We start from the raw sequence: 26,039 nt of genomic DNA on the forward strand, positions 1-26,039 counted from the left end.
TAAAATCCTGAACTTATAGTGGTTTTGGATAGCGGGGTTAAAAGGGCTATCCGGATAGTTTTCATAGGGATTGGTTACGCGTAGCTGGTGTTGGAGTGATCTGGTTACGCGAAACTAAACGTTTCAGCCGCTGCACGCCGTCATCGACATAGCTGTACAGCACGGGGATCACTAGTACACTCAGAAAAGTAGAGCTAATAAGGCCACCAATCACCACTATGGCCATAGGAGCGCGAAAGCTCGGGTCACCTCCCATGCCAAGGGCTATAGGCAGCATGCCAGCACCCATGGCAAGGGTGGTCATCACTATAGGACGGACACGCTTGCGGCAGGCATCCACTATGGCGTCTCTTTGGCTGAGCTGATATTCGCTCCGGGCAATAATGATGTAGTCAATCAGCAGAATAGAGTTTTTAGTGGCTATGCCCATCAGCATAATCAAGCCAATCATGGCGGGCAGTGACAAGGTGGAACCTGTGATAAAAAGCGCCAGAAAGGCACCGGGTACAGACAACACCAAAGCAGTTAAAATGGTAAGTGGCTGAAACACATCTTTGAGCAACAATACCAGCACCATATAAATACAAAGCACACCGGTCAGCATCGCAATGGCAAAACCAGTGGCTAATTCGCCCATCATTTCGGCGTCACCCAAGGCATTTTGCGATAGTCCAGTTGGCATGTTCTTTATGCTGGGTAAAGCCAGTATGGCTTGCTCAACATCACCTAAAGGTTGGTTGTTTAGCTCCACTTCGAAGCTGATATTACGCATACGATTGAATCTGGAAATTTGCGAAGGGCCACTGCTGAGCTCCAGCGTCGCCACATTTTCAAGAGCAACAGGTCCGCGTGCACCCGGAACAGGCAGGCGTTTGAGAGTTTCAAAATCGGCGCGGGCTTCATCATTGAGCCGAACTACAATAGGAACCTGACGTTTACTCAGATTCAGTTTGGCCAAATCCTGATCATAATCGCCAGAAGTTGCAATCCGCAGCGTATCGGCAATATCAAAAGAGGTCACTCCCAGATCGGCCGCTTTAGTAAAGTCAGGTCTGATAATGAGTTCTGGCCGCACTAAGCTGGCGCTGGAAATGACAGCACCAATGCCTGGAATAGAGCGAAGGTCACGCTCAACCAGCAATGCATGTTGTTCAAGCTGATGACTATCTTCACTGGCAAGCACCAGCGAATAATTTTCACCAGCACCCAAACCCACTTTAACGCGCGCTCCTGGTACTACTGCCAGCATCTGCCGTAACTCTTGTTCTATCTGCTGTTTGTGCATTCCTGAGCGTTCGCTGCGGTGGGTCAGAGTTAAAGTTAATACCGCTGTGCCTACGCCAGAGGCTGAACTGCCACCTTCATCCTCTTCACCCGAGCTACCGCCGCCTATGGCGGTGTATACCTGTTTCACCTGCTGATGCTTTGCAACAATGCTGCGGGCTTGTTCGGCGAGAGTGATGGTTTCCTGCAGTTTAGTGCCAGGTTGAAGTGTCAAAGTGACCTGAGTTTGTTGGTTATCGTCTGCTGGCATAAAGTCGCCCGGCAGTTGAGTCGCCAAAAATAAACCACCACAAAAAAAGATTAATGTGGCAGTGGCTGTGATGCGTCTATGGGCTAAACACCAGTACATCAGTTGCAGGTAATAGCGGATCCAGCCTGGTTCTGGTTTTACCTGTTGTTGCGGTGCTTTTAACAAATAGGCCGCCATCATTGGCGTCAGCAAGCGGGCGACCAGCAACGAAAACAGCACTGCAACTGCAGCTGTCCAGCCAAACTGCACAAAAAACTTACCAATCACGCCACTCATAAAAGCGGTCGGCAGAAAGACGGCAATGAGCGTAAAGGTGGTGGCAATCACAGCCAGGCCTATTTCATCCGCTGCTTCCATCGCAGCCTGAAAAGGCCGTTTCCCCATCAACAAATGCCGTTCTATATTCTCAATTTCAACAATGGCATCATCCACTAATACCCCAATCACCAAAGACAAAGACAGCAGAGTGACGGTATTGAGGCTAAAGCCCATCAGATGCATCACAGCAAAGGTGGGGATCACAGAAAGTGGTAAGGCTGTAGCTGCAATAAAGGTAGCCCGCCAGTCGCGCAGAAACAGAAAAACAACGATAACAGCCAGCAAAGCCCCTTCGTACAGCAGTTGCATCGACCCATCGTAGTTTTCAGTGACAGGGTCAATCAGGTTAAAAACTTCTGTGATCTGAATATCTGGTCTTTGTTGCTTGAGTTGCTGTAAAGCCGCACGAACACCCTCTGCCACTTCAAGTTCGCCGTAACCCAATGCCCGCACAATTTCAAAACCTACCACGGTTTCGCCATTTAAAAATGCGGCAGAACGTTGTTCAGATACGGTGTCAGAAATGCGGGCGATTTGATCCAGGCGGATACGACGGCCATCGCTTAAGCTGATATCTAAAGAGGCAATTTCTTTTGCTGAGCCGACAGTAGCAATAGTTCGCACCGATTGCTCCATACCACCAAAGTCGGTGCGACCTCCGGATCCTTCTTGCTGGATTTGGCGTAACTGGCGCGAAATATCAGCGGCTGTGGTATTAAAAGCCAACAAGAGGTTCGGGTCGAGATCAACCCGCACTTCGCGGCTTACACCGCCCACTCTGCTGACAGAACCAATACCTCTGACCGCCAGTAGTGTTTTGCTGATGTCATTATCGACAAACCATGACAGAGCTTCTGCATCCAGCTGTGGCGATGTAATGCTATAGGTCAGAATAGGGGAGCCGGAGAGTTCCTCTTTTTTTATCACCGGGTCACGTAAATCAGCAGGCAAGTCGGCTCTTACTCTGGCTACTGCATCACGTACATCATCCAAAGCTTGCTGAATGGGCCGCTCTAGCCTGAATTCAATAGTCAGACGGGCTTCACCTTCCGTCAGGTTGCTGTAGATATGCCTGACTCCTTGCACCGTCGCTAAAGCGTTTTCCAGTTTTCGCGCTACATCGGTTTCCAGTTGTGAAGGAGAGGCGCCTGGTAAAGAGGCCGTGACTGTCACTGTCGGCAGTTCAAGATCGGGCAAATCCTGAACTTTCATCGACTGAAAACCTAACAAACCTACGAAAGTTAATAAAATAAACAATAAAATAGCTGGAGTAGGGTTCCGTATGGCCCAGCTTGATATATTCAAATTCATGCGATAGTCCTGTTACATCATTGGGCCGGAGTCGGCCCCGGGATAAGTGACAGCTGTTTTTTCAGCGGACTTTTGTTCTGCAATCACTCTGACCACATCGCCATCACCGAGGAAGGCGCTTCCTGTTGTGACCACTTTGTCTGAAAGCTTCAGACCTCCGCTGATCTCTATCCGATCTGCAGTGCGACGGCCTGTGTTTACTTTGGTTTGAATGACTTTGCTCTGAATAGCCTTGTTCTGAATTGCAGGGGCGTCCGCATCTATACGCATCACATAACTAAAACCATCCCGTAGCTGCACAGCACTCAATGGCAAGGTCATGACTTCCGTGGCGCCAAGCTCAAACTGGCCGCGGGCGAACATGCCGGAGCGCGCTGTGCCTATGTTTGTGAGGTCGACATAGACCAGTGCATTGCGGCTTTGGGTATCGACAATAGGGGAAAGCATCCGTAAAGAACCCTGAATACTGCTGCCATCCGATAGCGTGATCTGGGCTGTTTGGCCGGGGTGGAGTTTTGAAAGGTCGTCCGAAGACACTTCTGCACGCCATTCCAGCCGGCCCCCTCTAATGAGCCGGAATAATTCTTGACCTGATGGCAATACGGCTCCAACTGTGGCGGTTCGGGCTGAGATAATGCCTTGATCCGGTGCCAGTACCAGGCTTTGAGCCAGACGTAACTCTTGTGTTTTTACTCTGGCTTTGGCGGCTTCCAGCCGCGCTTTGGCAGATTGTGCTGCTGTGGCATAACGCTGAATTTGCTGACTGGATAAAGCGCCGCTGGATTTCAGTTCTGTTGTGCGTTTCAGGTCGGCTTGGGCTTCAGCATACAAAGCTTCTGCTTCGGCTTTATCTGCACGACTTAAGTCCAGTTCAGCCTGTAAGGTGGCGGAGGAAAAAACGGCCAGCACCTGACCTTTATTCACCTGATCGCCTACATTCACTTTCACTTCCGTCAGTCGCAGGCCGTCGGCTTCTGTGCCAATGCTGGCTTCCTGCCAGGCAACAATATTGCCGTGAGCAGAAACCTTTGAACTGACCATCGACATTTGTGGCTGGGTAGCTGTCACTGCAAGCACAGGTTTTGCGTAGGTGTTTTGTCGGTTTTCTTCTGCACTGTCGTTGTGCTGTGTAGTTGCTGATGGGCTTCGGCTAAAAATCAAAGCACCACAAAGCAGCACAGCCAGACAGAGCAAAATAAACAAGGTGCGTGATTTTTTAACAACAAACTGACGAAAAGGCATCTGGTAATCTCATCCAAAATGTGGGGATACAGCACTATCGGATGCAATAGCTTTCAGGAAACTTACGGGGGTCTTTGAACATAAAAATAAAATTTAACTGTTGTTGTAAGTCTTGTGTAAGTCAGAAGGCTGATGATGAAGTGGTTTTATTGACCATTATTCAAAAGGAAGCTTTTTATGTCATCACCCTTGTATAACGCCGAACTCAGCTATGTTAAACGCACCTATATTAAACGTAGCCTGGCTGCAGCTATTGCTTTGCTTTGTTTACCTCTTGCCGCGCAATCGTCTGACGCCGAGCAAGAATCATCCTGGGGGCTTGGCTTAGGTGTGATGTCCAGCCAAAAGGCTTATACCGATATAGACAGCGAAACCAGAGTCATTCCTTTTATTTCTTATGAGAATGAGTATATTGAGGTTCTGGGCCCTAACCTGAAGTACAAATTGCCAAGCTTCGAGCTGAATGACTCCAACAAATTCAACTTCAATCTGCTCGGAGAATACGACTTTTCCGACAATGATCCGGATGAAACCCCTATCCTCAATGGTATGGAAGAGCGTGACGGCGGTTTTTGGGTTGGTGCGCAAGTTGAGTGGCAAAATGAATTTGTGAACGTCAGCCTTGAATTATTAACAGAAGCGGCTGGAGATAGTGATGGCTCCATATTCAATCTTGGATTTGAGAGAACATGGCATATAGCTGAGCGTTATATGTTGACGCCTCGTGTGGTGTTAAGCCGCGTCGATAAAAACTATGTGGATTATTACTATGGTGTTCGCGCTGATGAAGTCAGAATCGACAGAGCTTTTTATCAGGGTGAAGCTGGGCTGAATACTGAAGTTGGGGTACGTGGTATCTATATGATTGATCAAAAACAGATGATTATGCTGGATGTCGCAGTCACCAGCCTCGCGACCGAAATCAAGGACAGCCCGCTGGTCGATAGTTCGACAGAGAGCCGGGTGATGCTTGGTTATATTTATCGTTTCTGAAGCATCCGTTTTTTATGAACCGCATCCTTCTGCTTGAAGATCATAAACGTTTGGCCCTGCTGATCAGCAAGGGCCTGGCGCCTACTGGCATAGTGGTCGATAGCTTCGAACGTATTGATCATGCCTGGCAGGCATTGCAGCACCTACCTTACCAAGCCATGGTGCTGGACAGAGGCGTACCTGATGGTGATGGCCTGAACTTACTGCAACGGCTTCGTGATGCGGGCAACAATATCCCTTGTCTGGTGCTGACGGCGCGTAATGCGCTGCACGACAGAGTCAATGGTTTAGAAGCTGGCGCTGACGACTATCTGTCCAAACCTTTTGCGATGGAGGAAATGGTAGCGAGGGTAAAAGCCTTGCTCAGGCGACCTGTCGAACGCCAGTCTCTGGAGCCGGTTTGTGGTGATTTAGTGCTGCAACCTGCGTCAAACCAGATTTGCTGTGCGGATAAAAGCCAGCTGCTGTCTCAGGCTGAACTGCAGGTACTCTTTGTTTTGATGCGAAAATCCGGTGAAACGGTACGGCACAATCTGTTGGAGGCCGCAGCCTGGGGCTTCAGCGAAGCTGTTACCCCCAACGCCTTAGATGTGGTGCTACACCGTATCCGCAAAAAGCTGGCTGCCATTGGTTCGCACTGCCAGATCGTCAATGTCAGAGGAGTAGGTTATGCGCTTATTGATCCCAAAATGCTTAAGTAACTTCGACATCAGAGGTTGGCTATGATGCGTTTAATAAGACGGCTTCACCGCAATAGTATCAGTGTCAAAATGCAGCTGGCTTATGTGGCCGGCATGTTTTTGAGTGTCAGTCTGATTGCTTTGGTGGTGTTCGCCGCTCTTAGCGTCCAGAACAATATTTTGTCAGAAAACGATATCAACGATTTTTCCGGCGAATTGGCCGAAAATCTGCGATTTAATGCACAAGGTGTTCCTGTTCATGTGGCTGACGAAGAGTACCTTTGGTTATTTGAGAGCCTGTACAACGAAATAGCGTTCAGAGTACTGGATCAAAACGGGCAGGTGGCGCTGGCATCCAAAGCTGCCCCTGATTTTTGGTCTGCTGTGGAGCTGTTGCCATTAAAAGCTGGCCCTTTTGAATTTCAACAAAATGGCATCATGATGGACGCCGCCACTGGCGTCAGAGTGCATGATGGCAAAACCTGGTTTTTTCAGGTCGCCGTCAGCAGACGATTTATGTTTTTTGCTCATGATACCTTTGCCTTACGTTTTATCGAAGATGGCCTGATTTTATTATCTTTAGTGTTGTTTTTTGTTTTTGGTGCCTGTGTACATTTTGCCCTGGGTTATACCTTGAGGCCTTTGCATAAGTTGTCGCAAGCTGCAGCTTTGATCTCACCCCGTTCTTTACAGGAACGTTTGCAGGAAGACCATGTGCCAACCGAAATTGCCCCTTTGGTCCGAAGTTTTAATACAGCTTTGGACCGGCTGGAGCGGGGGTATCGTTTGCAGCAGGAGTTTTTGGCGACAGCTGCGCATGAACTCAAAACACCACTGGCCTTGATCCGAGCCCAGCTTGAATTAATGCCGGAAAATGAAGAACGCGACTGGTTATTAAGTGACGTCAAGTACATGTCACGTCAGGTGCAACAGCTGTTGTTATTAACCGAAGTCAGCGAAGAACAAAACTATAAATTCTGTACTGTAGATCTATCACAGATTGCAGTTGAGGCTTTATCTTACCTGCAGCGTATGGCCGACGCTGCCGCTGTAAATCTGACTCTAAAAGATCAGAGCGACGGGGCAGAGTGGAAAGCGGATAAAGGCGCTTTGTTTACTCTGCTGAAAAACTTAATAGAAAATGCCATTCAGCATGCACCTGCAGGCACAGAAGTGGTGCTGACTTTATCTCCCGAGAGCCTCACAGTCCGGGATTTTGGACCAGGTGTAGCAGAGGATGAATTACCCCAACTGTTTAACCGCTTCTGGCGGGGAGAACATAGACGCGACATTGGTGCAGGCCTGGGCTTAGCTATTTGTCAGGAAATCGCCGTGACACATCACTGGACCTTGGTCGCGCACAGATCAGAGCCAGGGCTGTTATTTATCTTATCCATTGATTCTTAAATGCCCCATTGCTGGATTGTCAACTCGATGATCCAGTATACACCTTGTAAATCATTAGCTTAACTCAAATCCCTTAGGTCTTTTTGAGCCTGTATTGTGCTTATCTTGTTCTGCATTCTGACTATGGATTAACAATTGACACCGGTGTCAATGCTTGGTATATCTTGGTGCAACTACTGTTTTTGTTGCTATTTTGTGCCGGCCACAGTAGCAAAAAAAGAGAAAATCTATGAAATCAAAGTTGCTGTTACATAGTCTGCTGATGGTCGTCAGCGCAGGGTTACTGATGTCCTGCCAGCACCTACCAACCGAGCAGGCTACAGAGCAGAATACAGCACTGACTACAGATCAGGGCAAAAGCTGGCTGGCCGGTGATCACCATGTGCACACCCATTACAGTGTGAAATGGGATAACTCGGTTTTTCCGCCAGCGCCTATTTTAGGTGGCGATGCTAAATATTCGATTCCGCTGAATGCACAAATGGCCTCGCATTATGGTTTAAGCTGGATGGTCATTACCGACCACGGTGGGCCAAATCGCGCCAAACTGGCGTTGGAGCAGGCTTACCCTGAACTTCTGGCTTCACGTAAAGCTTTACCGCAAATTCTGCAATTTTACGGTATGGAGTTTGATGTGCCGGGCAATAGTCCTGGCGGTCGCCATGCCAGTTTTATTATGCCGCACAGGCCAACAGAAGCAGAGCAGTTGTATCAGATAGAAAGCCGCTACAACGGACGTCAGGGTGTACCTCCTGGGCCGGAAAAGGCTGAAGATGGCTTTATGCTGCACGCCTTAAAAGCCATGAATGAATTACCGGATAAACCTTTGCTGCTCGTGAATCATCCGGCGCGTTTAGCCACAGGCTTTCGGCAGTACAACAAAGTGACTCCTGCGCAATTACGCGACTGGCAGGATACAGCACCTGATGTAGTCATTGGTATGACAGGAGCTGAAGGCCATCAGGCTGCGACTTTAAATCCGGATGGCAGCACAGACCCGACCGCCATTCGCGGCGAATACCCTGATTATCCGACTATGGGTGGCTATGACCAGATGACAGCCCGTTTAGGTGGCGTTTGGGATAGTTTACTCAGCGAAGGCCGACACTGGTGGGTCACAGGAGTCTCCGACAGTCATGGTCATTACACTGATGGCTGGGCCGACTTCTGGCCTGGTCAATATGCCAAAACTTATGTCTATGCCGATAAAAACTACGACAGTATTTTTGCTGCACTCAAAGCAGGCCAGGTTTTTGTCACGACCGGCGATTTGATAGATGCTTTGTTTGTTGAAGTGGCAGTAAAAAACTCAGATAACACCGCCACAGCGGGCCAGACCTTGACTATAAAACCTGATGATGAACTGGTGCTGCGAGTGCGTTTTCGTGACCCCACTAGCAACAACGGCGGCGGTTTTAATCCACAAGTACAAAGAGTGGATGTGATTCAGGGGTTGATCAAAGGCCCGGCTTCACAGCGAAATAGCGACGAAGCACCAGATACCAAAGTCGCCAAACGTTTTTATCCAGCAGATTGGAGTATAAAAGACGGCTACAGCCAGTTTGAGCTGCCACTGGGTAAAGTAAGCAAAAGCCAGTATTTACGTTTACGCGGCACTAATAATAAAAACGAGCTGGAACCTGAAGCTGATGCCAAAGGCGAAAACCCATGGTTTGATTTATGGTTTTACAGCAATCCGGTGTTTATTAAGGTGTCCTTATGATTGGGCGCGGCTTACTGCTGGTTGTATTGGCAGCGGCGATGCTGCTGTGCTCATGCACAACAAAAACCGCAACGCATCATATCCATCTGATGTATCCAGCCGGTTCCCACAAAGCGATAGAACTTGCAGCCCAGGACTTACAGGCTGAGCTGGCGATGCTGCCTGGTGCAACCATTACCAAAGGCCCACTTGCCAATGCAAAGGCCAACCTGACTATTCTGATTGGTGTCGCAGGGCAGTTAAAAGGGCATCAACTGCTAAATGCTGAAAGTCTGGCCTTGCTGGCAGAGATAAAAGAACCCCGTTCAGGCCTGATGCATCAGCAAAAAGCTGCCAAAGCTTTGATCCTGCTGGCCGGGGCTGATGTGCAGGGCACCCAATACAGTGTCTACGATTTTAGTCAGCAGTATCTGAATACCGATCCTCTGCGTTACTGGACTGGCAGTAAGCCTGAAGCTGTGTCGATGCAACAGCTGTTACAATTGCAGACCCAGCGGATTGACGCTCCGGTGGTGCCATTGCTGGTGTATTTTGAAAATGATGTGGATGAGCTGGCGAACTTTCGTGGCACTAAGCTGGAGTACGACTGGGAAAGCTTTACTGCATTGATCGATAGTCTGGTGCGGATGCGTTACAACGCTATTGAGCTGTTTGATATGCTCGGGCGTGTTGAGTTTTATCAGCGTCCTGAGTACCAAAGCCGTTATCCGGATTACCAGCTCGACAAAGCTTATCTGGAACGGATGATTGACTATATCCACGACAAAGGCATGCTGCTGCAAGTGGATATGATGATGGGGCGCCAATTGGGCTCGTTGCCTGAAACAGAGTCCAACTGTTGGTCAGAGCATCAGCAGAGCTGGAAAGACCTGTGGTTGTATTACTTAAAAGAAACTCCTATAGGCCGCGCCGATATATTTAGCTTAAGGCCACGGCACCAGGTCTGGGACTGGCCTTATCAAAGCTCATGCAACGAAGATAAAACGCTGGTGTTTAATCAGGTCTATGCCGCTTTAGGCCAGTTGCTGGATCAGCATAAGCCAGGCGCTATTAAAGTATGCACCTGTTACCACGATGGTATGGAGCTGTTTAATGCCGGTTTTAACCCGCCAAAAGACTTTATTGTGGCCTGGTCTGATAACGGCTGGGGTGAATTCGATTATTTACCAGAGTCCGACAAGGGCCATGCCATGGGCACTTATGTGCATGCTGGATTTTGGCTGAATCATGATGTAGCCGACCCTTACCCGGATCGGATTGAGCAGGTAATGGGCTTTATGTATCAGCAGCATAAAGCCGATCAGTACATGATGGTAAATGGCCAGACCTTCCGGCCTTTTTTACTGAATCTGGCCGCTTATGCTGAATCGGCGCGGCTTGGTAGGGCCTTTAATAGCGAAACTTTTACGAACGACTGGTTTAACCGCTACTTTGGCGCAGCAGCCACACCAGCTGCTATCGGGGCTATGCAGCAGTTGCATCAGGCTCATAGCGAAGAGGTGGGTTATGTCGAAATTTTATGGCAGGTGAAAGTGTTACAAGGCTTTTTAGCCGACACTCCGGTGCGACAACCTGGTAAACATGAGTTTAGCGTGACAGCAGAACGGATCCAGCCCTGGTTCAATGCCACAGCTCCCCGTATCGCGGCTTTAGAAAGCGGTTTGCAGCAGGCGAATGCCGGGCTGAATGCTGCAAAAAATCCGGTCTTTTATCATGATTTTGTGATTTTACCTCTGCAACTTTATCTGGATTTACTGAACTACAACCAACTTCTGTTGCAGATGGCGCAGATGAAACTTGATGCAGGTTCGGACTGGTCGGGCGAGCAGGGGGCAGTCTTGCTACAACAGGCAAAAACTCAGTTGCAGTTGCTGCACCAGCGCCGTTTAACGGGGGATCAGAACCCTCGTTGGGCCAATTGGTATCAGCCTGAGAACAGAAGGCCCAACAATGGCTTCCCTGTTTTGGCTGATTTGGAGGCCATAACGCAGGCAAGGTAAGTAGTTCAGGCGAGGTAAGGCTTTAATCCAGATCCTTCTGTCCAATGGGTTTCCAACGGGTGTTAGTGACACAAAGGGAACAAGGCTCAGCGGATCTTTAAAAATATTTTAAAAACAGCTGTCAGGAAATGACGGGTAGCTGCTCTTTAAAATGAGAACTCTGAGTCGATGTCCTGCGTTGTGCTGCATAAAGCGGCTGCCGCCGAGGACCAGTTTTCTGTGCACGACATCACCATAACCCACAAAAATACGGAGAAGGATATGCATTTGAAATCAGTACTGATTGGTCTTGGCATCAGTTTTTGTGTGGCAGCACCTGCTACAGCTCAGCAAACCGGCAGCTTTGATACCTTAAGTTACAATGTGGCCGGTTTACTGGAGTTATTTTCCAGCGCCGAAAGCGACAGGCAAGCTGCTACAGAGCAGATCAGCTGTTATGTGAACGACTTTGATATCGTTAATGTGCAGGAAGATTTTAACTACCACGCCGCTTTATACGACACCTGCAATACCCATACTTACAGGTCCGCCACTACAGGTGGCATGGGCATTGGCAGCGGTTTAAACAGTATGAGCCATTTACCATTCAGTAGTCTCAAAAGAGTGAAATGGAACCACTGCAATGGCGTTGATTGCCTGACGCCTAAAGGTTTTACACTGATGCAGGTGCGGCTGGCTGAAGGGGTTTATGTCGATATTTACAATATGCATACTCAGGCTCAGGTTGAAACTGCTGATTTAACCGCCCGTCGTAATAATATTCTGCAGTTAAAACAATACATCAGCACTCAGTCTGTCGGGAATGCGGTGATAGTGATGGGGGATACCAATACCCGTTATACCCGCACAGGCGACAATATCCGCGAGTTATTGAGTTTAGGTTTTACCGATACCTGGGTGGAATTGTATCGCTCTGGCGATATTCCGGCTTTGGGTGCTGAAGCTTTAGTCTGTGAGCCAAAAATCAGCGCAGCCAACTGTGAAATTGTCGATAAAGTACTGTATCGCGACAATGGCTATCTGAACCTGCAACTGCTGGATTACCAGGTGCGTCAGGACGATGAAACCCCGGAAGGATTGAAGTTGTCGGATCATCCGCCCGTGTCGGCAAACTGGAGTTACAGCACGCCGGCCAACAGGAAGATGAGCGATCAGTTTGGTGGCGATGGTGGTGTGTCCTTTAATGCAGTCAGCCAGTTACCTGCTACACCAAAAGTCAGTCAAATCAGCTTGCGCAGTGGCACCCGGATGGATCAGGTTGGGCTGCAACTGACTAATGGCCAGAGCTTTAGTCATGGGGGCAACGGTGGCACATTTAACAGCTTAACCCTGAATTCGGGTGAATACCTGAAGTCTATGACTTTGTGCCAGGGCAATCGTAATGGCGCTATGCGGATTTTTTACACCAGCTTGCAAACCAGTGCGGGTCGCAGTTTAACCGGCGGCAGTCAAACCTCGAATTGCACCAGCTATCAGGCTCCTGCTGGCTGGCAAATCAGTGGTTTTCATGGCCGTGCTGAAACTGAACTCGATAAGCTCGGCGTAATTTATAGCCCTGTAGCTTTATAATTCCAGATCTTTATTAAAATCGTTAGTAAAGAAAAAGCCCGCTTTATGCTCTTGATAAGCGCAAAGCGGGCTTTTTGTTGTCGGTAAAACCTGGCCTTACTTCATCGTCGGCATAGAAAACTGATTACCCTGGGCCTGACCATTAGGCCAGCGGGCTGTGATGGTTTTCATTCGGGTGTAAAAACGTACACCGTCCGGACCATGCATATTCAGTGGCCCAAACACGCTGCGTTTCCAGCCACCAAAGCTGTGAAAGGCCATAGGCACAGGAATAGGCACGTTGACTCCGACCATACCGACTTGCACCTGGGCAGTAAATTCACGGGCTGCTTCACCGCTGCCGGTAAAAATAGCAGTGCCGTTACCAAACTCGTGCTGGTTAATCAGCGCCAGTCCGTCTGCAAAAGAAGGCACACGAACTACAGCCAGCACAGGGCCGAAAATTTCCTCACGGTAAATGCTCATATCAGGGGAAACTTTATCAAATAGCGTAGGGCCAACAAAATAACCTTGCTGATGCTGACTGACGACAAAATTGCGGCCATCCGCCACCAGAGTTGCGCCTTCAGCTACACCGGCATTGATGTAACTTAATACTTTGTCGGCATGCTGACGGCTGATCAAAGGGCCCATATGAGGTTCTGGGCTGACACCTGTGCCAGGTCCTACTTTTAATGTGCTGATTTCCTGTTGCAGCTGAGCTATTAACGCATCGGCCACTTCATCACCGACACAAAGCGCGACCGATATCGCCATACAACGTTCACCGGCTGAACCATAAGCAGCGCCCATTAAAGCGCTGGTCACTTGCTCCAGATCAGCATCTGGCATCACCAGCATATGGTTTTTCGCACCGCCCAAAGCCTGTACTCTTTTGCCATGCGCGCTGCCTGTGGCATAAACATATTCAGCTATTGGCGTTGAACCGACAAAACTAACAGCCTGTACGCGGGAGTCGGTCAGCAGCACGTCCACAGCTTCTTTATCGCCATTGACCACATTAAACACACCTGCAGGTAAACCCGCTTCGGTTAATAATTCCGCCAGTTTCAAAGGCACAGACGGGTCTTTTTCTGAAGGTTTCATCACAAAACTGTTGCCGCAGGCCAGCGCAATAGGAAACATCCACAAAGGCACCATAGCTGGGAAGTTAAAAGGCGAAATACCGGCACACACACCCAGAGGTTGCATCAGGCTGTAGCTGTCGACACCACGGCCGACGTTCATTGAATGTTCGCCTTTGAGTAAATGCGGAATACCACAGGCAAATTCGACCACTTCAATACCCCGGGTCAATTCACCCTGAGCATCGGAAAATACTTTGCCATGCTCTTTGGTGATCAAAAGCGCCAGCTCATCTCTGTGCTGTTCCAGTAAGGCTTTAAATTTAAACATCACACGGGAGCGGTTTAGCGGAGTCACCTGACTCCAGCTTTGAAAGGCAGTTGCAGCTGCGGCAATAGCATCGCGGGTTTCGTCTGCACTAGCCAGACTAACCTGTGCCTGAGCTTCGCCTGTAGCAGGGTTAAATATGCTCTGGCTGCGGCCGCTTTGGCTGGCTGTGTGCTGGCCGTTAATATAATTACCTAAAATATGGTTACCTAAAGTGTGCATACAAAAAATTCCTGCTCAGTACTTTGCTATTAATAAGGTTGATGCTGTTGTTGCTGCTGATAGTCAGATAAGGCCTGCAGTACGCTGCTTTGGCTGGACACCTGAGGAATAGCCACATCCCACCAGCTGCCGTTGTCTGTACTGATTTGTGGATCAGTTTTAATTTCAATCAGATAACTTTTACTGGCAGCACGGGCCCGGCCTATGGCTTGCTCCAGTTCGCTGATGTTGCCGACAGTTTCACTCAGAGCGCCCAAAGCGCGGGCATGACCGGCAAAATCAATAGCAGGCGCCTGACCTTCGCAGTCTTGCAACAAGTTGTTAAAGGCGGCATTGCCTGTGCCTTTTTGCAGCCTGTTGATGCAGCCATAACCACTGTTATCCAGCAGCACCACAATAATTTTGCGGCCGAGCATCACTGACGTAGCGAGTTCAGAGTTCATCATCAGATAAGAGCCATCACCAACCACCACAAAAACCTCGCGGGCTGGACTGGCGATTTTGACGCCCAAAGCACCTGCTATTTCGTAGCCCATACAGGAAAAACCATATTCCACGTGATAAGTACCAGGGCCTTCAGCGCGCCATAATTTATGCAGCTCGCCCGGTAAACCACCGGCGGCGCAGACCACCACATCGGTTTTTTCTGACTGGCGTTTCACAGCACCTAATACCTGAGCGTCACTGGGCAAAACTCCAGTACCAGGATCAGCAGTTACTGTGTCGTAAAATTGTTGCCATTGCTGATTCAGTTGCTGCGCCTTTTTCAGCCAGCCATCTTCACTTTTCCAGCAGGGCATGGCGTCATGTAACAGCTTCAGCAGCAGTGCTGCATCACCAATCAGCGGTTTAGCGCGGTGTTTTAACGCATCAAAAGGTGCGACGTTGATTTGCAGCAGAGTTTTACCGGCAAAAGCGGTGCGGGACTGAGTGGTAAAATCCTGCAATCGACTGCCAACGGCGATAATCAAATCGGCTTCAGCCGCCAGTTGATTGGCCGCTGCCGTACCCGTTACGCCAATACCTCCTACAGCGCAGGAATGTTGCCATGGCAAAACCCCTTTGCCCGCCTGAGTTTCTGCCACCGGAATACGATGCGCCACGGCAAAATCAGCCAGTTGCTGACAAGCGCCGCTGTAATGCACACCACCACCTGCGATGATCAGTGGCTTACGGGCTGCCAGTATTAATTCCAGCGCATCGGCCAGTTCCTGTTCATCCGGGCCCTGACGACGAATACGGTGAATACGTTGTTCAAATAAATAAGCAGGGTAATCAAAAGCTTCTGCCTGCACATCCTGAGGCAAAGCCAGAGTCACAGGGCCACAGTTGATCGGATCAAGTAAGGTTTCCATCGCTACAGGCAAGGAATGGATCAGTTGCTCTGGTCTAGTAATGCGATCAAAATAACGGCTGACCGGTATAAAACAGTCAGTTGCAGCTGTCATCGGATTCTGGAAGTTTTCGACCTGCTGCAATACAGGGTCGGGTTTGCGGTTGGCAAACTGATCGCCTGGCAGCAGTAACAAAGGTAAGCGATTGACATGCGCCAGCGCCGCTGCTGTCACCATATTGGTTGAACCCGGCCCTATGGATGTGGTGCAAGCCATAATACGGCGGCGGTTATTGGCTTTGGCAAAGGCGATAGCGGCATGGGCCATAGCTTGTTCATTGTGGGCTCGGTAGGTGGGTAAGCTGTTTTTCACCTGATACAAAGCTTCACCTAAAGCCGCCACATTGCCATGACCAAAAATGGCGAATACACCAGCAAAAAGGGGAGACGCTTGCCCATCTTCTTCGATGTACTGGCAGCTTAAAAACTTAACCAGGGCTTGTGCTGCGGTTAAACGTACTGTGCTGTTCATGCCTGCACCTCCTGCTGCTGTTTATTTGCTGTTTTACGATTCAGCCATGCGTTGACCAAAGCACGGTAGTTGTCGCGAATTTGTTGCTGCAACAGGGCATCGGTCAATTCACCAGCCAGCCAGGCCTGACTGGGTTTGGCAAAAATAGTGCGCCCTATAGCAAAACCTTTACACAGCGGGAAAGCGGCGCTGTCGGTAAAAGCCTGCATCAGCTCTGCTGCCGGAGCATCTAAACCCAGCAGGATCACACCACGGCAATGCGGCGCTTCACGCTTCACCAGCTCTGAAATTGCAGCCCATGAGCTTTTGCTTTGCGGTGGCAGTTTCCACCAGTCGGGCCGGATGCCACGCTGATAAATCAGCTCTAGTGCCCGCACTATGGTCTGATCGTCCTGCAGAGAACCGGCTGGTGGTATCACTTCGATCAGCAATTCGTGGCCTGACACACAACAGGCGCGGTACAGCTCTTCCAGCTGTCTGGCCTGTTGCTGCCACAGCTCGGCCTCATCATCCGGGTGCATAAACACCAGACATTTGACGATATGCTGCTTTGGCCAACTGATAAGACGGGAACCAATAGAACGACCGCCTTCCAGTTCCAGCGGTCGTGAGGCTGGTACTTCGACAGGGCGACCTATCCACCAGCCAGTTCCTGTAACATCGTTCAACGCATCCTGACCATAAGTATCATCAATCAATACACCAGCCTGTACTGGCCAGTTGGCTTCTGCCACTTCCTGCTGACAGGCGGCCAGTATCAGTTGTTTAAGTTTAGAGATCCGGCTTAAAGGCGCGCCCACAGCAGTGGCCATATCCACACATTGTTTACGGTGATCAAAAGCCAGAATACAGAGCTCGTTCCAGCTTTGTGGGTTGCGGGTAGTCACTCTGTGCAGGTAATTCAGTTCCGGGTCTAAATCCGGTCTTGGGATCGTGTGCTGATTAGCAAGATAATAATCCAGCTCTTCTGGTGTCGGCACCGCAGGAGCGCAGCCGTGGCGCGACACTACTAAAGCACCGCTGGCATTGGCGTAAGCGCAGCAGCGCTCGTAGCTTTCACCTTTCAGCCAGCCGCGTAAAAAGCCAGACATAAAGGCATCACCGGCGCCTAATACGTTCAGTACTTCTACTCTTACGCCCTGACTGAAAAAGGCTGAATCCAGATCATCCGGAATTTGGGCTTCAAAAATGCTGCAGCCATCTGCACCGCGTTTCAGTACTATCACTGCATCTGTGAGCTTTCGCAATGTGCGCAGACATTCAATGGTGTCCGTGCTGCCGCCTGCAATATGAATTTCTTCTTCAGTGCCAACAATCAAATCACATAAAGGCACAATGGATTGCAAATGGGCGGTGACACTTTGGTTGGAAACAAAACGATTGTCGCCTTCGCCTAAAGCCGTTAAGCCCCAAAGCACAGGTCTGTAGTCGATATCCAAAATCACTTTGGTTTGATTTTTTCGGGCAAAGCTAATGGCATGACGGGCCACTTTATCGACATGAGCGGTAGAGAAGTGGGTGCCTGTGATCAGTAAAGCTTTGCTGGAGGCTATGTAGGCTTCATCAAAATCGCTGCAATCAATCGCCATATCGGCGCAGTCAGTGCGGTAAAACAGCAGTGGGAACTGATCCTTGGTTTTAATAGATAAAATGGCCAGAGCCGTCAGGCGCTTAGGATCGGTCACCACATGGCTGGTATCACAACCGGCTTTTTGCAGCTCCTCACGAATAAACTGACCAAATTGCTCATCACCCACCCTGGTCAGCATGGAGGCTTTCAGGCCCAAACGGGCTGCACCAAAGGCGATATTACAGGACGAGCCGCCCAAAGATTTAGCAAAAGAGCCAACATCCTGCAGCCGGTCGCCAATCTGCTGGCCGTATAAATCGACTGAAGCCCGGCCTAAACAAATCAGATCTAAAGTTTTAGTGAGGGTTTGCATTGCTGCCTTCGCTCCTTTGTTGTACTTGTACGGCGGAGGATGCCGGACTGTTGCAGGCTGGATCCTGTGCGCTGGAAATACGGTTCGATCAGTAAATGACCAGTGCAGAATAGAATGTATTTTCTATTTATACAATAGTTGGAATATTTGTTTTATTCGGATACACTGATTGAGAGCTAAAGCTTAAAGGAATTAAAAGCGCATGACATGCAGCACACAACAGCAGCTGGAACAACTGATTGAGCAGCGTTTTGTCACACTGAGCAACAGGTTGCAGCAGGTTGCCCGCTATTTGCTGGACCATCCGGATACAGTAGCTTTTGGTACCACAGCCACTATTGCCACCGGGGCTGGTGTGCATGCTTCGGCTTTGGTGCGTTTTGCCAATGCCTTTGGCTTTAGTGGTTTTTCCCAGATGCAGCAGTTGTTTAAAGACCGCCTGGTGCAAACTGGCCCTGACTACCAAAGCCGTATAGCTGCAGTAAAACAGGATGATTCAGTGCCGACTGATCAGGCAGGGTTGATGTATCTGCAACAAATCAGCGCGGCCAATGAAAGAGCTATGCAGCAACTGACTGAAGAGCTGGATCCGCAGTTATTAACCCAAGCCTGCGAGCTGTTGGCTCAGGCCCGCATTATCCATTTGCAGGGCGCACGCCGCGCTTATCCTGTGGCAAGTTATGCCAGTTATCTGCTGAGTAATACCGGCCTTGCTGTGCAGTTATTGGATGGTGTGGGTTATATGCAACAGGCGGCCTTGAATTTAGTCACATCAGAGGATGTGATTTTGGCCATTAGTTTTGCACCTTACGCGCCGGAAACTCAGCTGGCGATTAACAGAGCCAATGCCGCAGGTGCCAAAGTGATAGTGATCACCGACAGCAGGTTAAGCCCTTTGGCTGCAGAGGCTGATGTCACTTTGCTGGTGCGTGAAGCCGAAGTGCATTCATTTCGCTCATTAAATGCCAGTATGAATTTAATTCAGGCGCTGGTGCTGGCACTTATTCACGATACTGAAGCTGTAACAGCAATATAGGGAGAGACAGATGTCCTATTTACACCGTAAACCTCAGCTTGCTGACAGCCTGGGCCGTATTCAGCATATAACGCCGGAAAATGCCAACTGGCAGTATGTAGGTTTTGAAGTGGTGGTGTTGGCACCGGGTGAATCACACTGTTATCAGACAGGGCAACAGGAGCTTTGCGCTGTGATTTTATCCGGCCAGGCAGATTTAGTCTCCTCAACCTTAAGTTTGAAAAATATCGGTGACCGGACTTCAGTGTTCGAACAAAAAGCCCCTTATGCTTTGTATTTACCGCCTGGTGACTGGCTGGAAATGACCGCTTTAACCAATCTGGAAGTGGCCTTGTGTAAAGCTCCGGCTAAAGGTGAGTTACAGGCCCGGTTAATTAAGCCATCAGACTGCGTCAGTGAAACCAGAGGGCAGGGCACTAATGAGCGGCAAATTTGCAATATTCTGTTTGGTAACTTACCTGCAGAACGTTTGCTTATTACTGAAGTGATTACGCCAGCCGGCCATTGGTCCAGTTATCCGCCGCATAAACACGACACAGACGCTTTACCCAGCGAAAGTGCGCTGGAAGAAACCTATTACCATAAGCTGAACCCACAACAGGGTTTTGCTTTTCAGCGGGTTTACACAGACGACAGACGTATTGATGAAACTATTTGTGTAGAGCACAACAGCGTGGTGCTGGTGCCTGAAGGATATCACCCGGTAGGTGCGCCTCATGGCTATCAGCTGTATTACTTAAATGTGATGGCAGGACCAAAGCGGCAGTGGGTGTTTCATAACGACCCACAACACGAATGGATTATTAAAAAATGATCTGGCACAGAGCCAGAAATGTAGGGGCGGGGTTTATCCCCGCCCTTTTGTTGCAGCGTCAGCTACGCAGGTTAGATGGTGCGCTGGTGGAATCGCGCACTACTAATTCGCAATCATAAATATTGCTTTGATCTTCGGGTGTCAGCGCCTCCGGCATAGGTTTACCTTTGAGCTTATTAATCAGCATCAAAGCTGCGCGGTAGCCAATGGTGGCTATAGGTTGGCGCATAGTGGTCAGATTTGGCCAGACTTTAGTGGTCAATGAAATGTCATCAATGCCACAAATCGACAACTCGTCCGGCACCTTAATGCCTCTGCTGTGCGCTTCATACAATACACCTGCTGCCATTTCATCATTGGCCGCCAGAATAGCAGTAGGACGTGGATTTTTGCTGAGTAAGGTCGCTGCTGCATCTATACCGGACTGATAAGTGTAATAACCTTGCACTATCAGCGCTTCATTGACTGGTAAACCCTGATCGGCAAAAGCTTTACGAAAACCTGTTTCAACACGGCGGCTGGATTCCTGATCCGGATGGCCTAATACAAAAGCTATGTCTTTATGGCGCAGGCGCAGCAGGTAATTGGTCATTTCGCAGGCGGCTTTTACGCCGTTAAAACCTACACTGTCGCCACAACCCTGATTTTTTGGACCTATACGCATATAACAGACCTTTTTACGGTCCAGCATATCCAGCAAATCCTGCTTATCGCTCAGAGGAGGCACTAAAATCAGGCCGTCAGCCAGGGTGTTATCAATAAACTCTTCAATTTCATTGACCAAGCCAGGTGCACGGTAGCGGCAATCGTATAAAAACAAGCCCATATGCTCTTCGCTGCAGCACTGCAAAATGCCTTTTTGCAGTTTCTGCAAATAGCCAGGACTAGGATTGTCTGCCAGCAGGGCGATAAACAAAGAGCGGTTTTTAGCCAGCGCCATGCCCAGCGGATTGCGCTTAAAACCTAACTGATTAATAACAGCCATCACTTTGTCGCGGGTTTCGACCGAGACATTGATCTCGTTATTGATCACCCTGGACACAGTTTTTTTCGAGACGCCAGCAAAGCGGGCTACATCGTTGATGGTGACTGAAGACATTATTCTGGGATACCCCTTAACAGGAAAATCAACAAGGTTCACAAAAAATCATACTAGCGGACGGCAGTATATCTGAACAGTGTTGCATTTGTTTTCTGGCTTATTGTTTTTGTTACTGAATTTATACCTATAATGCAAATTGACACCGGTGTCAATTTGCATTATAAATTCTGCCAACAGTCGCAGTACTTCATTTTCAGAGCCATGAATGGGGTACTGTTGATTTCCTTTTATTTGTCCAAGCTCAGGGGCCTGCGGATTTATGCCTGCCAAACTTCATTTGCATCCGGATCGTTTGTTTTCGAGTCACAGTGTTGAACGTGATATAGCCAGGCGTTTGTATCAGCAGGTAGCGGATTTGCCTATTGTCAGCCCGCACGGTCACACAGATCCGGCCTGGTTTGCATTAAATCAGCCCTTTGAGAATCCAACCGAACTGCTCATTAAGCCGGACCATTATGTATTTCGCATGCTGTACAGTCAGGGCATCAGCCTGGAACAATTGGGCTTACGTCGTCGTGATGGCTTACCAGTAGAGCAGGACCCGGAAAAAATCTGGCAGATTTTTGCGGAGTATTTCCCGTTATTTCATGGCACACCGTCCAGCTTGTGGCTGAATCACACTTTTGTGAATACTTTTGGGATTGACGTCAAATTAAACAAACAAACGGCCAGCCATTATTATCAGGTGATTAACGATGCACTGCATACAGCGGACTTTTTACCACGCCGCTTATTTGAGCGTTACAACATTGAAGTGATAGCCACTACTGAATGCGCCACAGACGATTTGGCGTATCACCAACAAATCAAAGCATCAGGCTGGCAGGGCAAAGTGATCACTGCCTTCAGGCCAGATGGTGTGATCGACCCTGAACACGAACAGTTTCAAAGCCGGCTGACGAAACTGAGTCAAATCACAGACTTGGATTGCCGTAATTACGATCAGTATATTGCTGCTTTACGTCAGCGCCGCGCGTTCTTTAAAGAGATGGGCGCAACCTCGACAGACCACGGCCACCCAACAGCTCAGACAGCTGATTTAACTGACGCAGAAGCCCGTAGCTTATTCGACCGCATCATTAAAGCTGATGTCAGCGCTGCAGATGCCGAACTATTCCGTGCTCATATGCTGGTGAAAATGGCGGAGATGTCGCTGGACGATGGCCTGGTGATGCAGCTGCACCCGGGATCATTTCGTAATCATAATGATCAGCTATTCCGCTTATTTGGTCGTGACAAAGGCGCTGATATTCCGCTGAGTATCGAATATGTGAAAGCGCTAAAGCCTTTACTGGATAAATTCGGTACTTCGAAAGACTTAAGCCTGATTTTATTTACGCTGGATGAGACCACCTACAGCCGCGAGCTGGCGCCTTTGGCCGGGCATTATCCTTGCCTGAAACTGGGCCCTGCCTGGTGGTTCCATGACAGTCCTGAAGGCATGATCAGATTCCGCCGTCAGACTACTGAAACTGCTGGTTTTTATAATACGGTTGGTTTTAATGACGACACCCGTGCCTTTTTATCTATTCCGGCGCGACATGACGTAGCGCGGCGGATGGATGCTGTTTATCTGGCAGAGTTAGTAGCCCGGCATATGCTGGATGAAGAAGATGCAGCCGTGATTGCCAGAGATCTGGCATACGGCCTGGCGAAAAAAGCTTATCAATTGTAAGGGGTAACAGCGTGACTGAACCTGCAGTAACTTATCCACTTTTATCAGCCGCTACTTGCCCGCAGCAGGTCGCGTCTGAGCGTGACAGCATCATACGTATAGTGCATTTAGGCATAGGGGCTTTTCACCGCGCCCATCAGGCTTTTTACACTGAGCAAGTGATGCAATTGACAGCGCAGCGCGACTGGATGATTGCCGGTGTGTCGTTACGATCAAGCGCTGTGGCAAATCAGCTTAACCCGCAACAAGGGCTTTATACGCTGGTGACGACTTCTGCAGCAGGCACAGAGCAACAACTGATTCAGTCTGTTGCCAAAGTACTGGTTGCGCCACAAAACCCGCAGGCGGTGATTGAACTGATGGCCTCGCCTGAAGTAGCTATCTATTCGCTCACTGTCACGGAAAAAGGCTACTGCCAGAATACGGCGACTGGAGATCTCGATTTAACTTTGGCTGATATTCAGCACGATTTAACCCATTTAGCGACTCCGAAAACGGCCATAGGTTATCTGGTGGCGGCATTGCTGCAGCGTTTTATCCGTAAGCTAAAACCTGTGACTGTTATCAGCTGCGACAATATTTCTCAAAACGGCAAAACTCTGGCGCGGCTGGTTCAGCAGTTTGCGGCGAAGATAGACGCAGAACTTGCACAGTGGATTAAAAGCCAGATCGCTTTTCCGGATTCGATGGTCGACCGTATAGTGCCAGCCACTACAGAGCAGGATATTCTTGCTCTGGCTGCTGACACTGGCTATCTGGATCAGGCCATGGTGAAAACCGAAAGCTACAGCCAGTGGGTGCTTGAAGATCATTTTTCGTCAGAGCGGCCTGCATGGGAAAAAGCCGGAGTGATGCTGGTGAAAGAGGTCGCACCTTTTGAGCAGGCAAAACTGCGCTTACTGAATGGCGCCCATTCAGCTTTGGCTTATTTGGGTGCTGTTGCAGGTTACAGTTATGTGCATCAGGTGGTGGCCGACCCGGTATTTTTGCGTTATCTGCGCCATTTAATGCGCAACGAGCTGATGCCAACTTTACAGGCGCCAGAAGGGCTGGATTTAGCCGCTTATATCGATGCCTTGTTAAAGCGGTTTGCCAATCCGGCTTTAATGCATCGCACTATGCAAATTGTGATGGATGGCTCACAAAAAATTCCACCGCGTTTATTAGCTGCGGCGCAAATCAGGCTGGATAAGGGCCAGAGCCTGGATGCTATTTGCTTTGCTGTGGCGGGCTGGTTGCGCTTTAGCATGGGTTTTGATGCAAAAGGCGATACGCTGGAAGTTTCTGATCCGCTGGCTGAGCTGTTGATGCAAATCCGGCTGGAGCACTGGGATCATATAGATGAGCTTGTGGGCCAATACCTGGCGGTGAGCCAGGTGTTTCCGGCTGCATTAAGCGCATCAGCGCTGTTTCGCAACAGGCTGACCTATTGGTTGAGTTATATTCTCGCCAACGGCGTGCCTACCGCCTTGCAAAGTTTATTATTGGAAGTTCAGGATTATTCAGCGGCGCCGCGCCTTGCTTCAGAGCTGGCTTCAGATCTGGTATCAGCGCGCGTCGGGAGAGCAAAATGATTAAAGTCACAGTCTGGAATGAATGCCGCCACGAAAAAGAAGATGCGGACGTGCAGGAAGTGTATCCGGAAACCATAGGCGGCTGTATCGTCAACCAGTTGAAACCTTTTGGTTTTGATTTGACTTTGGCGACTTTAGACGACCCTGAACAGGGCTGGCCAGTTGAACGTATTGCCGAAACCGAAGTGGCTATCTGGTGGGGACACAGATACCACGACGAGCTGGATGATGCGTTAATCGACAAATTGCAGGCGAGGGTACTGGCTGGTATGGGCCTGATAGTTCTTCACAGTGGTCATCACGCTAAACTCTTTAAACGCCTGATGGGCACCAGCTGTAATTTAAGCTGGCGTGAAGCCGAAGGTGGCGAGCGGGAGCGGGTCTGGTGTTTAAAACCAGCTCATCCTATTGCCTACAACATTCCGCCGCAAATCGAGCTGCCGCAGTCAGAAATGTACGGTGAACCTTTTGATATCCCTGACCCGGACGAGCTGATTTTTAACTCCTGGTATCAGGGCGGTGAAGTACTGCGCAGCGGTTGTACCTTCACCCGTGGCCGTGGCCGGATTTTCTTTTTTGCGCCAGGCCATGAAACCTTTCCTATCTATCGCAACGAACATATCACGCAAATTCTGGCCAATGCCATTCAATGGGCACACCAACCGCACACCAGCGGCTGGATGATGGGCAACTGGGGACGACCAGTGCCGCTGGAAGAGGGTGCACCAAAACAAACCTACTTTAAAAAGCCACGCAAACTGATGTTGGCGGAGAAGGCTGCGAAGAAGGATAAATAAACTATTTTCATTGAACAAAAGGGCCATAAGGCCCTTTTTTGTTGGGCTTCAGAAAACCATCTATGATTAACAGAACTAGTTTGGAGTTATTGGGGTTGTTGATTCTTTCTGTTTGGGGTTACTATAACCCTGTCATCATTAAAGGATGAGCCTGATGAAAAGCAGTGATCTGATTAAAGAGCTGGAGCAGGCAGGTTGGGTGCTGGTAAGAGTGAAAGGAAGTCATCACCAGTTTAAACATCCACTGCACAAATTACCTGTCACAGTGCCACACCCTAAAAAGGACTTGGGCACAGGCCTGGTAAAAGCAATTAGAAAACAAGCAGGGCTTTAATCCTATGGTTTTTCAGCTGAAGCAGGCCAAATTTATAAATAACAGGAGCCACTTATGTTGTATCCGGTAGCCATTGAAAAAGGTTCTGAACATAGTGCATTTGGTGTGGTAGTGCCCGATGTGCCTGGCTGCTTTAGTGCGGGCGATACCTTTGAAGAAGCCTTAATCAATGCCAAAGAGGCATTAGAGCTGCATTTGCAAGGCTTGGCTGAAATGGAAGAATTACCGCCTTTAGCCAGCAGTATTGACCATCATTTTGCTAGTCCAGAGTTTAACGGCTGGGTGTGGGCACTGGTTGATATTGATATTGAGCCATACATGGGCAAAGCCAGCAAAATCAATGTGACGTTGCCGAATCTTCTAACAAAAAAAATTGACGATCTGGTGCAATCAAATCCTATGTATAAAAGCCGTTCGCATTTTTTACAGGTTGCTGCGGCTCATGAGTTTGAACGGGGCATGCAGAGGACTTAGATCTACTGGATTTAACCTGCCAGATTTGTTCGGT

Annotated in this window: 19 protein-coding genes; 13 read left to right on the forward strand and 6 right to left on the reverse strand. The window is 49.2% G+C overall.

All coding sequences use genetic code 11. From position 1 onward, the window contains the following. Positions 1-61 precede the first annotated feature (61 nt). Both OM978_RS10250 and OM978_RS10255 read right to left on the reverse strand, forming a co-directional pair. Positions 62-3,163, reverse strand: a complete 3,102-nt coding sequence (locus OM978_RS10250; protein WP_264346788.1) for an efflux RND transporter permease subunit — start codon at positions 3,161-3,163, stop codon at positions 62-64. A 12-nt stretch (positions 3,164-3,175) separates the two neighbouring features. Continuing rightward, positions 3,176-4,405, reverse strand: coding sequence for an efflux RND transporter periplasmic adaptor subunit (locus OM978_RS10255; protein ID WP_264346789.1), 1,230 nt, complete (start codon positions 4,403-4,405; stop codon positions 3,176-3,178). Positions 4,406-4,582: 177 nt separating this feature from the next. Here OM978_RS10255 and OM978_RS10260 point away from each other — a divergent pair, with 177 nt between their 5' ends. The 6 genes from OM978_RS10260 (at position 4,583) to OM978_RS10285 (ending at position 12,777) form a co-directional block, all read left to right on the forward strand. After that, positions 4,583-5,398, forward strand: coding sequence for a MipA/OmpV family protein (locus OM978_RS10260; protein WP_264346790.1), 816 nt, complete (start codon positions 4,583-4,585; stop codon positions 5,396-5,398). Positions 5,399-5,412: 14 nt separating this feature from the next. Further along, on the forward strand, positions 5,413-6,099 hold the full coding sequence (locus OM978_RS10265) for a response regulator transcription factor (protein WP_264346791.1): 687 nt from the start codon (positions 5,413-5,415) through the stop codon (positions 6,097-6,099). 21 nt (positions 6,100-6,120) lie between these two features. Further along, a complete protein-coding gene (locus OM978_RS10270) occupies positions 6,121-7,485 on the forward strand; it encodes a sensor histidine kinase (protein ID WP_264346792.1) in 1,365 nt (454 codons plus the stop codon). Positions 7,486-7,714: 229 nt separating this feature from the next. Further along, positions 7,715-9,208 (forward strand): phosphoesterase, encoded by a 1,494-nt coding sequence (locus OM978_RS10275; protein WP_264346793.1) that lies wholly within the window; start codon positions 7,715-7,717, stop codon positions 9,206-9,208. Further along, positions 9,205-11,208, forward strand: a complete 2,004-nt coding sequence (locus OM978_RS10280; protein ID WP_264346794.1) for a glycosyl hydrolase 115 family protein — start codon at positions 9,205-9,207, stop codon at positions 11,206-11,208. Before OM978_RS10275 ends, OM978_RS10280 begins: the two co-directional genes overlap by 4 nt. A 261-nt stretch (positions 11,209-11,469) precedes the next feature. Beyond that, a complete protein-coding gene (locus tag OM978_RS10285) occupies positions 11,470-12,777 on the forward strand; it encodes a jacalin-like lectin (protein WP_264346795.1) in 1,308 nt (435 codons plus the stop codon). 96 nt (positions 12,778-12,873) lie between these two features. Here the strand turns inward: OM978_RS10285 and OM978_RS10290 are convergent, their stop codons facing one another. From OM978_RS10290 to OM978_RS10300, 3 genes are read right to left on the reverse strand one after another with little or no spacing between them, the layout of a single operon-like run. Next, a complete protein-coding gene (locus tag OM978_RS10290) occupies positions 12,874-14,391 on the reverse strand; it encodes a CoA-acylating methylmalonate-semialdehyde dehydrogenase (RefSeq protein WP_264346796.1) in 1,518 nt (505 codons plus the stop codon). A 29-nt stretch (positions 14,392-14,420) separates the two neighbouring features. Then, positions 14,421-16,256, reverse strand: a complete 1,836-nt coding sequence (gene iolD, locus OM978_RS10295; protein ID WP_264346797.1) for a 3D-(3,5/4)-trihydroxycyclohexane-1,2-dione acylhydrolase (decyclizing) — start codon at positions 16,254-16,256, stop codon at positions 14,421-14,423. Further along, positions 16,253-18,199 (reverse strand): bifunctional 5-dehydro-2-deoxygluconokinase/5-dehydro-2-deoxyphosphogluconate aldolase, encoded by a 1,947-nt coding sequence (locus OM978_RS10300; protein ID WP_264346798.1) that lies wholly within the window; start codon positions 18,197-18,199, stop codon positions 16,253-16,255. Before OM978_RS10300 ends, iolD begins: the two co-directional genes overlap by 4 nt. A gap of 202 nt (positions 18,200-18,401) precedes the next feature. Here OM978_RS10300 and OM978_RS10305 point away from each other — a divergent pair, with 202 nt between their 5' ends. Beyond that, the gene (locus OM978_RS10305) at positions 18,402-19,235 is read left to right on the forward strand and encodes a MurR/RpiR family transcriptional regulator (RefSeq protein WP_264346799.1); all 834 of its coding nucleotides are present in this window, start codon (positions 18,402-18,404) and stop codon (positions 19,233-19,235) included. A 10-nt stretch (positions 19,236-19,245) separates the two neighbouring features. Continuing rightward, entirely contained in the window at positions 19,246-20,049 is an 804-nt protein-coding gene (gene iolB, locus OM978_RS10310; RefSeq protein WP_264346800.1) for a 5-deoxy-glucuronate isomerase, read from the forward strand. Positions 20,050-20,107: 58 nt separating this feature from the next. Here iolB and OM978_RS10315 read toward each other — a convergent pair whose 3' ends face one another. Further along, on the reverse strand, positions 20,108-21,148 hold the full coding sequence (locus OM978_RS10315; protein WP_264346801.1) for a LacI family DNA-binding transcriptional regulator: 1,041 nt from the start codon (positions 21,146-21,148) through the stop codon (positions 20,108-20,110). Between the two features lie 262 nt (positions 21,149-21,410). On the opposite strand from OM978_RS10315, the gene uxaC reads away from it, so the two are divergent. The 5 genes from uxaC (at position 21,411) to OM978_RS10340 (ending at position 26,005) form a co-directional block, all read left to right on the forward strand. Further along, positions 21,411-22,826 carry a glucuronate isomerase gene (gene uxaC / locus OM978_RS10320; RefSeq protein WP_264346802.1) on the forward strand — a complete coding sequence of 472 codons (1,416 nt, stop codon included), beginning with the start codon at positions 21,411-21,413 and terminating at the stop codon, positions 22,824-22,826. Between the two features lie 11 nt (positions 22,827-22,837). Continuing rightward, the gene (locus tag OM978_RS10325; protein WP_264346803.1) at positions 22,838-24,400 is read left to right on the forward strand and encodes a mannitol dehydrogenase family protein; all 1,563 of its coding nucleotides are present in this window, start codon (positions 22,838-22,840) and stop codon (positions 24,398-24,400) included. Continuing rightward, the gene (locus OM978_RS10330) at positions 24,397-25,197 is read left to right on the forward strand and encodes a ThuA domain-containing protein (protein ID WP_264346804.1); all 801 of its coding nucleotides are present in this window, start codon (positions 24,397-24,399) and stop codon (positions 25,195-25,197) included. Before OM978_RS10325 ends, OM978_RS10330 begins: the two co-directional genes overlap by 4 nt. A 154-nt stretch (positions 25,198-25,351) precedes the next feature. Further along, positions 25,352-25,531, forward strand: coding sequence for a type II toxin-antitoxin system HicA family toxin (locus tag OM978_RS10335; protein WP_264346805.1), 180 nt, complete (start codon positions 25,352-25,354; stop codon positions 25,529-25,531). A 54-nt stretch (positions 25,532-25,585) separates the two neighbouring features. Next, a complete protein-coding gene (locus tag OM978_RS10340) occupies positions 25,586-26,005 on the forward strand; it encodes a type II toxin-antitoxin system HicB family antitoxin (protein ID WP_264346806.1) in 420 nt (139 codons plus the stop codon). The last annotated feature ends 34 nt before the right edge of the window (positions 26,006-26,039 follow it).

It is taken from the genome of Rheinheimera sp. MM224, assembly GCF_947090785.1.
Lineage (GTDB): Bacteria > Pseudomonadota > Gammaproteobacteria > Enterobacterales > Alteromonadaceae > Pararheinheimera.

What these genes read in the sequence shown, in the direction of transcription:
- OM978_RS10250 (WP_264346788.1), bottom strand. Translation starts at nt 3,163, where the DNA reads ATGAATTTGAATATATCAAGCTGGGCCATACGGAACCCTACTCCAGCT.
- OM978_RS10255 (WP_264346789.1), bottom strand. Translation starts at nt 4,405, where the DNA reads ATGCCTTTTCGTCAGTTTGTTGTTAAAAAATCACGCACCTTGTTTATT.
- OM978_RS10260 (WP_264346790.1), top strand. Translation starts at nt 4,583, where the DNA reads ATGTCATCACCCTTGTATAACGCCGAACTCAGCTATGTTAAACGCACC.
- OM978_RS10265 (WP_264346791.1), top strand. Translation starts at nt 5,413, where the DNA reads ATGAACCGCATCCTTCTGCTTGAAGATCATAAACGTTTGGCCCTGCTG.
- OM978_RS10270 (WP_264346792.1), top strand. Translation starts at nt 6,121, where the DNA reads ATGATGCGTTTAATAAGACGGCTTCACCGCAATAGTATCAGTGTCAAA.
- OM978_RS10275 (WP_264346793.1), top strand. Translation starts at nt 7,715, where the DNA reads ATGAAATCAAAGTTGCTGTTACATAGTCTGCTGATGGTCGTCAGCGCA.
- OM978_RS10280 (WP_264346794.1), top strand. Translation starts at nt 9,205, where the DNA reads ATGATTGGGCGCGGCTTACTGCTGGTTGTATTGGCAGCGGCGATGCTG.
- OM978_RS10285 (WP_264346795.1), top strand. Translation starts at nt 11,470, where the DNA reads ATGCATTTGAAATCAGTACTGATTGGTCTTGGCATCAGTTTTTGTGTG.
- OM978_RS10290 (WP_264346796.1), bottom strand. Translation starts at nt 14,391, where the DNA reads ATGCACACTTTAGGTAACCATATTTTAGGTAATTATATTAACGGCCAG.
- iolD (WP_264346797.1), bottom strand. Translation starts at nt 16,256, where the DNA reads ATGAACAGCACAGTACGTTTAACCGCAGCACAAGCCCTGGTTAAGTTT.
- OM978_RS10300 (WP_264346798.1), bottom strand. Translation starts at nt 18,199, where the DNA reads ATGCAAACCCTCACTAAAACTTTAGATCTGATTTGTTTAGGCCGGGCT.
- OM978_RS10305 (WP_264346799.1), top strand. Translation starts at nt 18,402, where the DNA reads ATGACATGCAGCACACAACAGCAGCTGGAACAACTGATTGAGCAGCGT.
- iolB (WP_264346800.1), top strand. Translation starts at nt 19,246, where the DNA reads ATGTCCTATTTACACCGTAAACCTCAGCTTGCTGACAGCCTGGGCCGT.
- OM978_RS10315 (WP_264346801.1), bottom strand. Translation starts at nt 21,148, where the DNA reads ATGTCTTCAGTCACCATCAACGATGTAGCCCGCTTTGCTGGCGTCTCG.
- uxaC (WP_264346802.1), top strand. Translation starts at nt 21,411, where the DNA reads ATGCCTGCCAAACTTCATTTGCATCCGGATCGTTTGTTTTCGAGTCAC.
- OM978_RS10330 (WP_264346804.1), top strand. Translation starts at nt 24,397, where the DNA reads ATGATTAAAGTCACAGTCTGGAATGAATGCCGCCACGAAAAAGAAGAT.
- OM978_RS10335 (WP_264346805.1), top strand. Translation starts at nt 25,352, where the DNA reads ATGAAAAGCAGTGATCTGATTAAAGAGCTGGAGCAGGCAGGTTGGGTG.
- OM978_RS10340 (WP_264346806.1), top strand. Translation starts at nt 25,586, where the DNA reads ATGTTGTATCCGGTAGCCATTGAAAAAGGTTCTGAACATAGTGCATTT.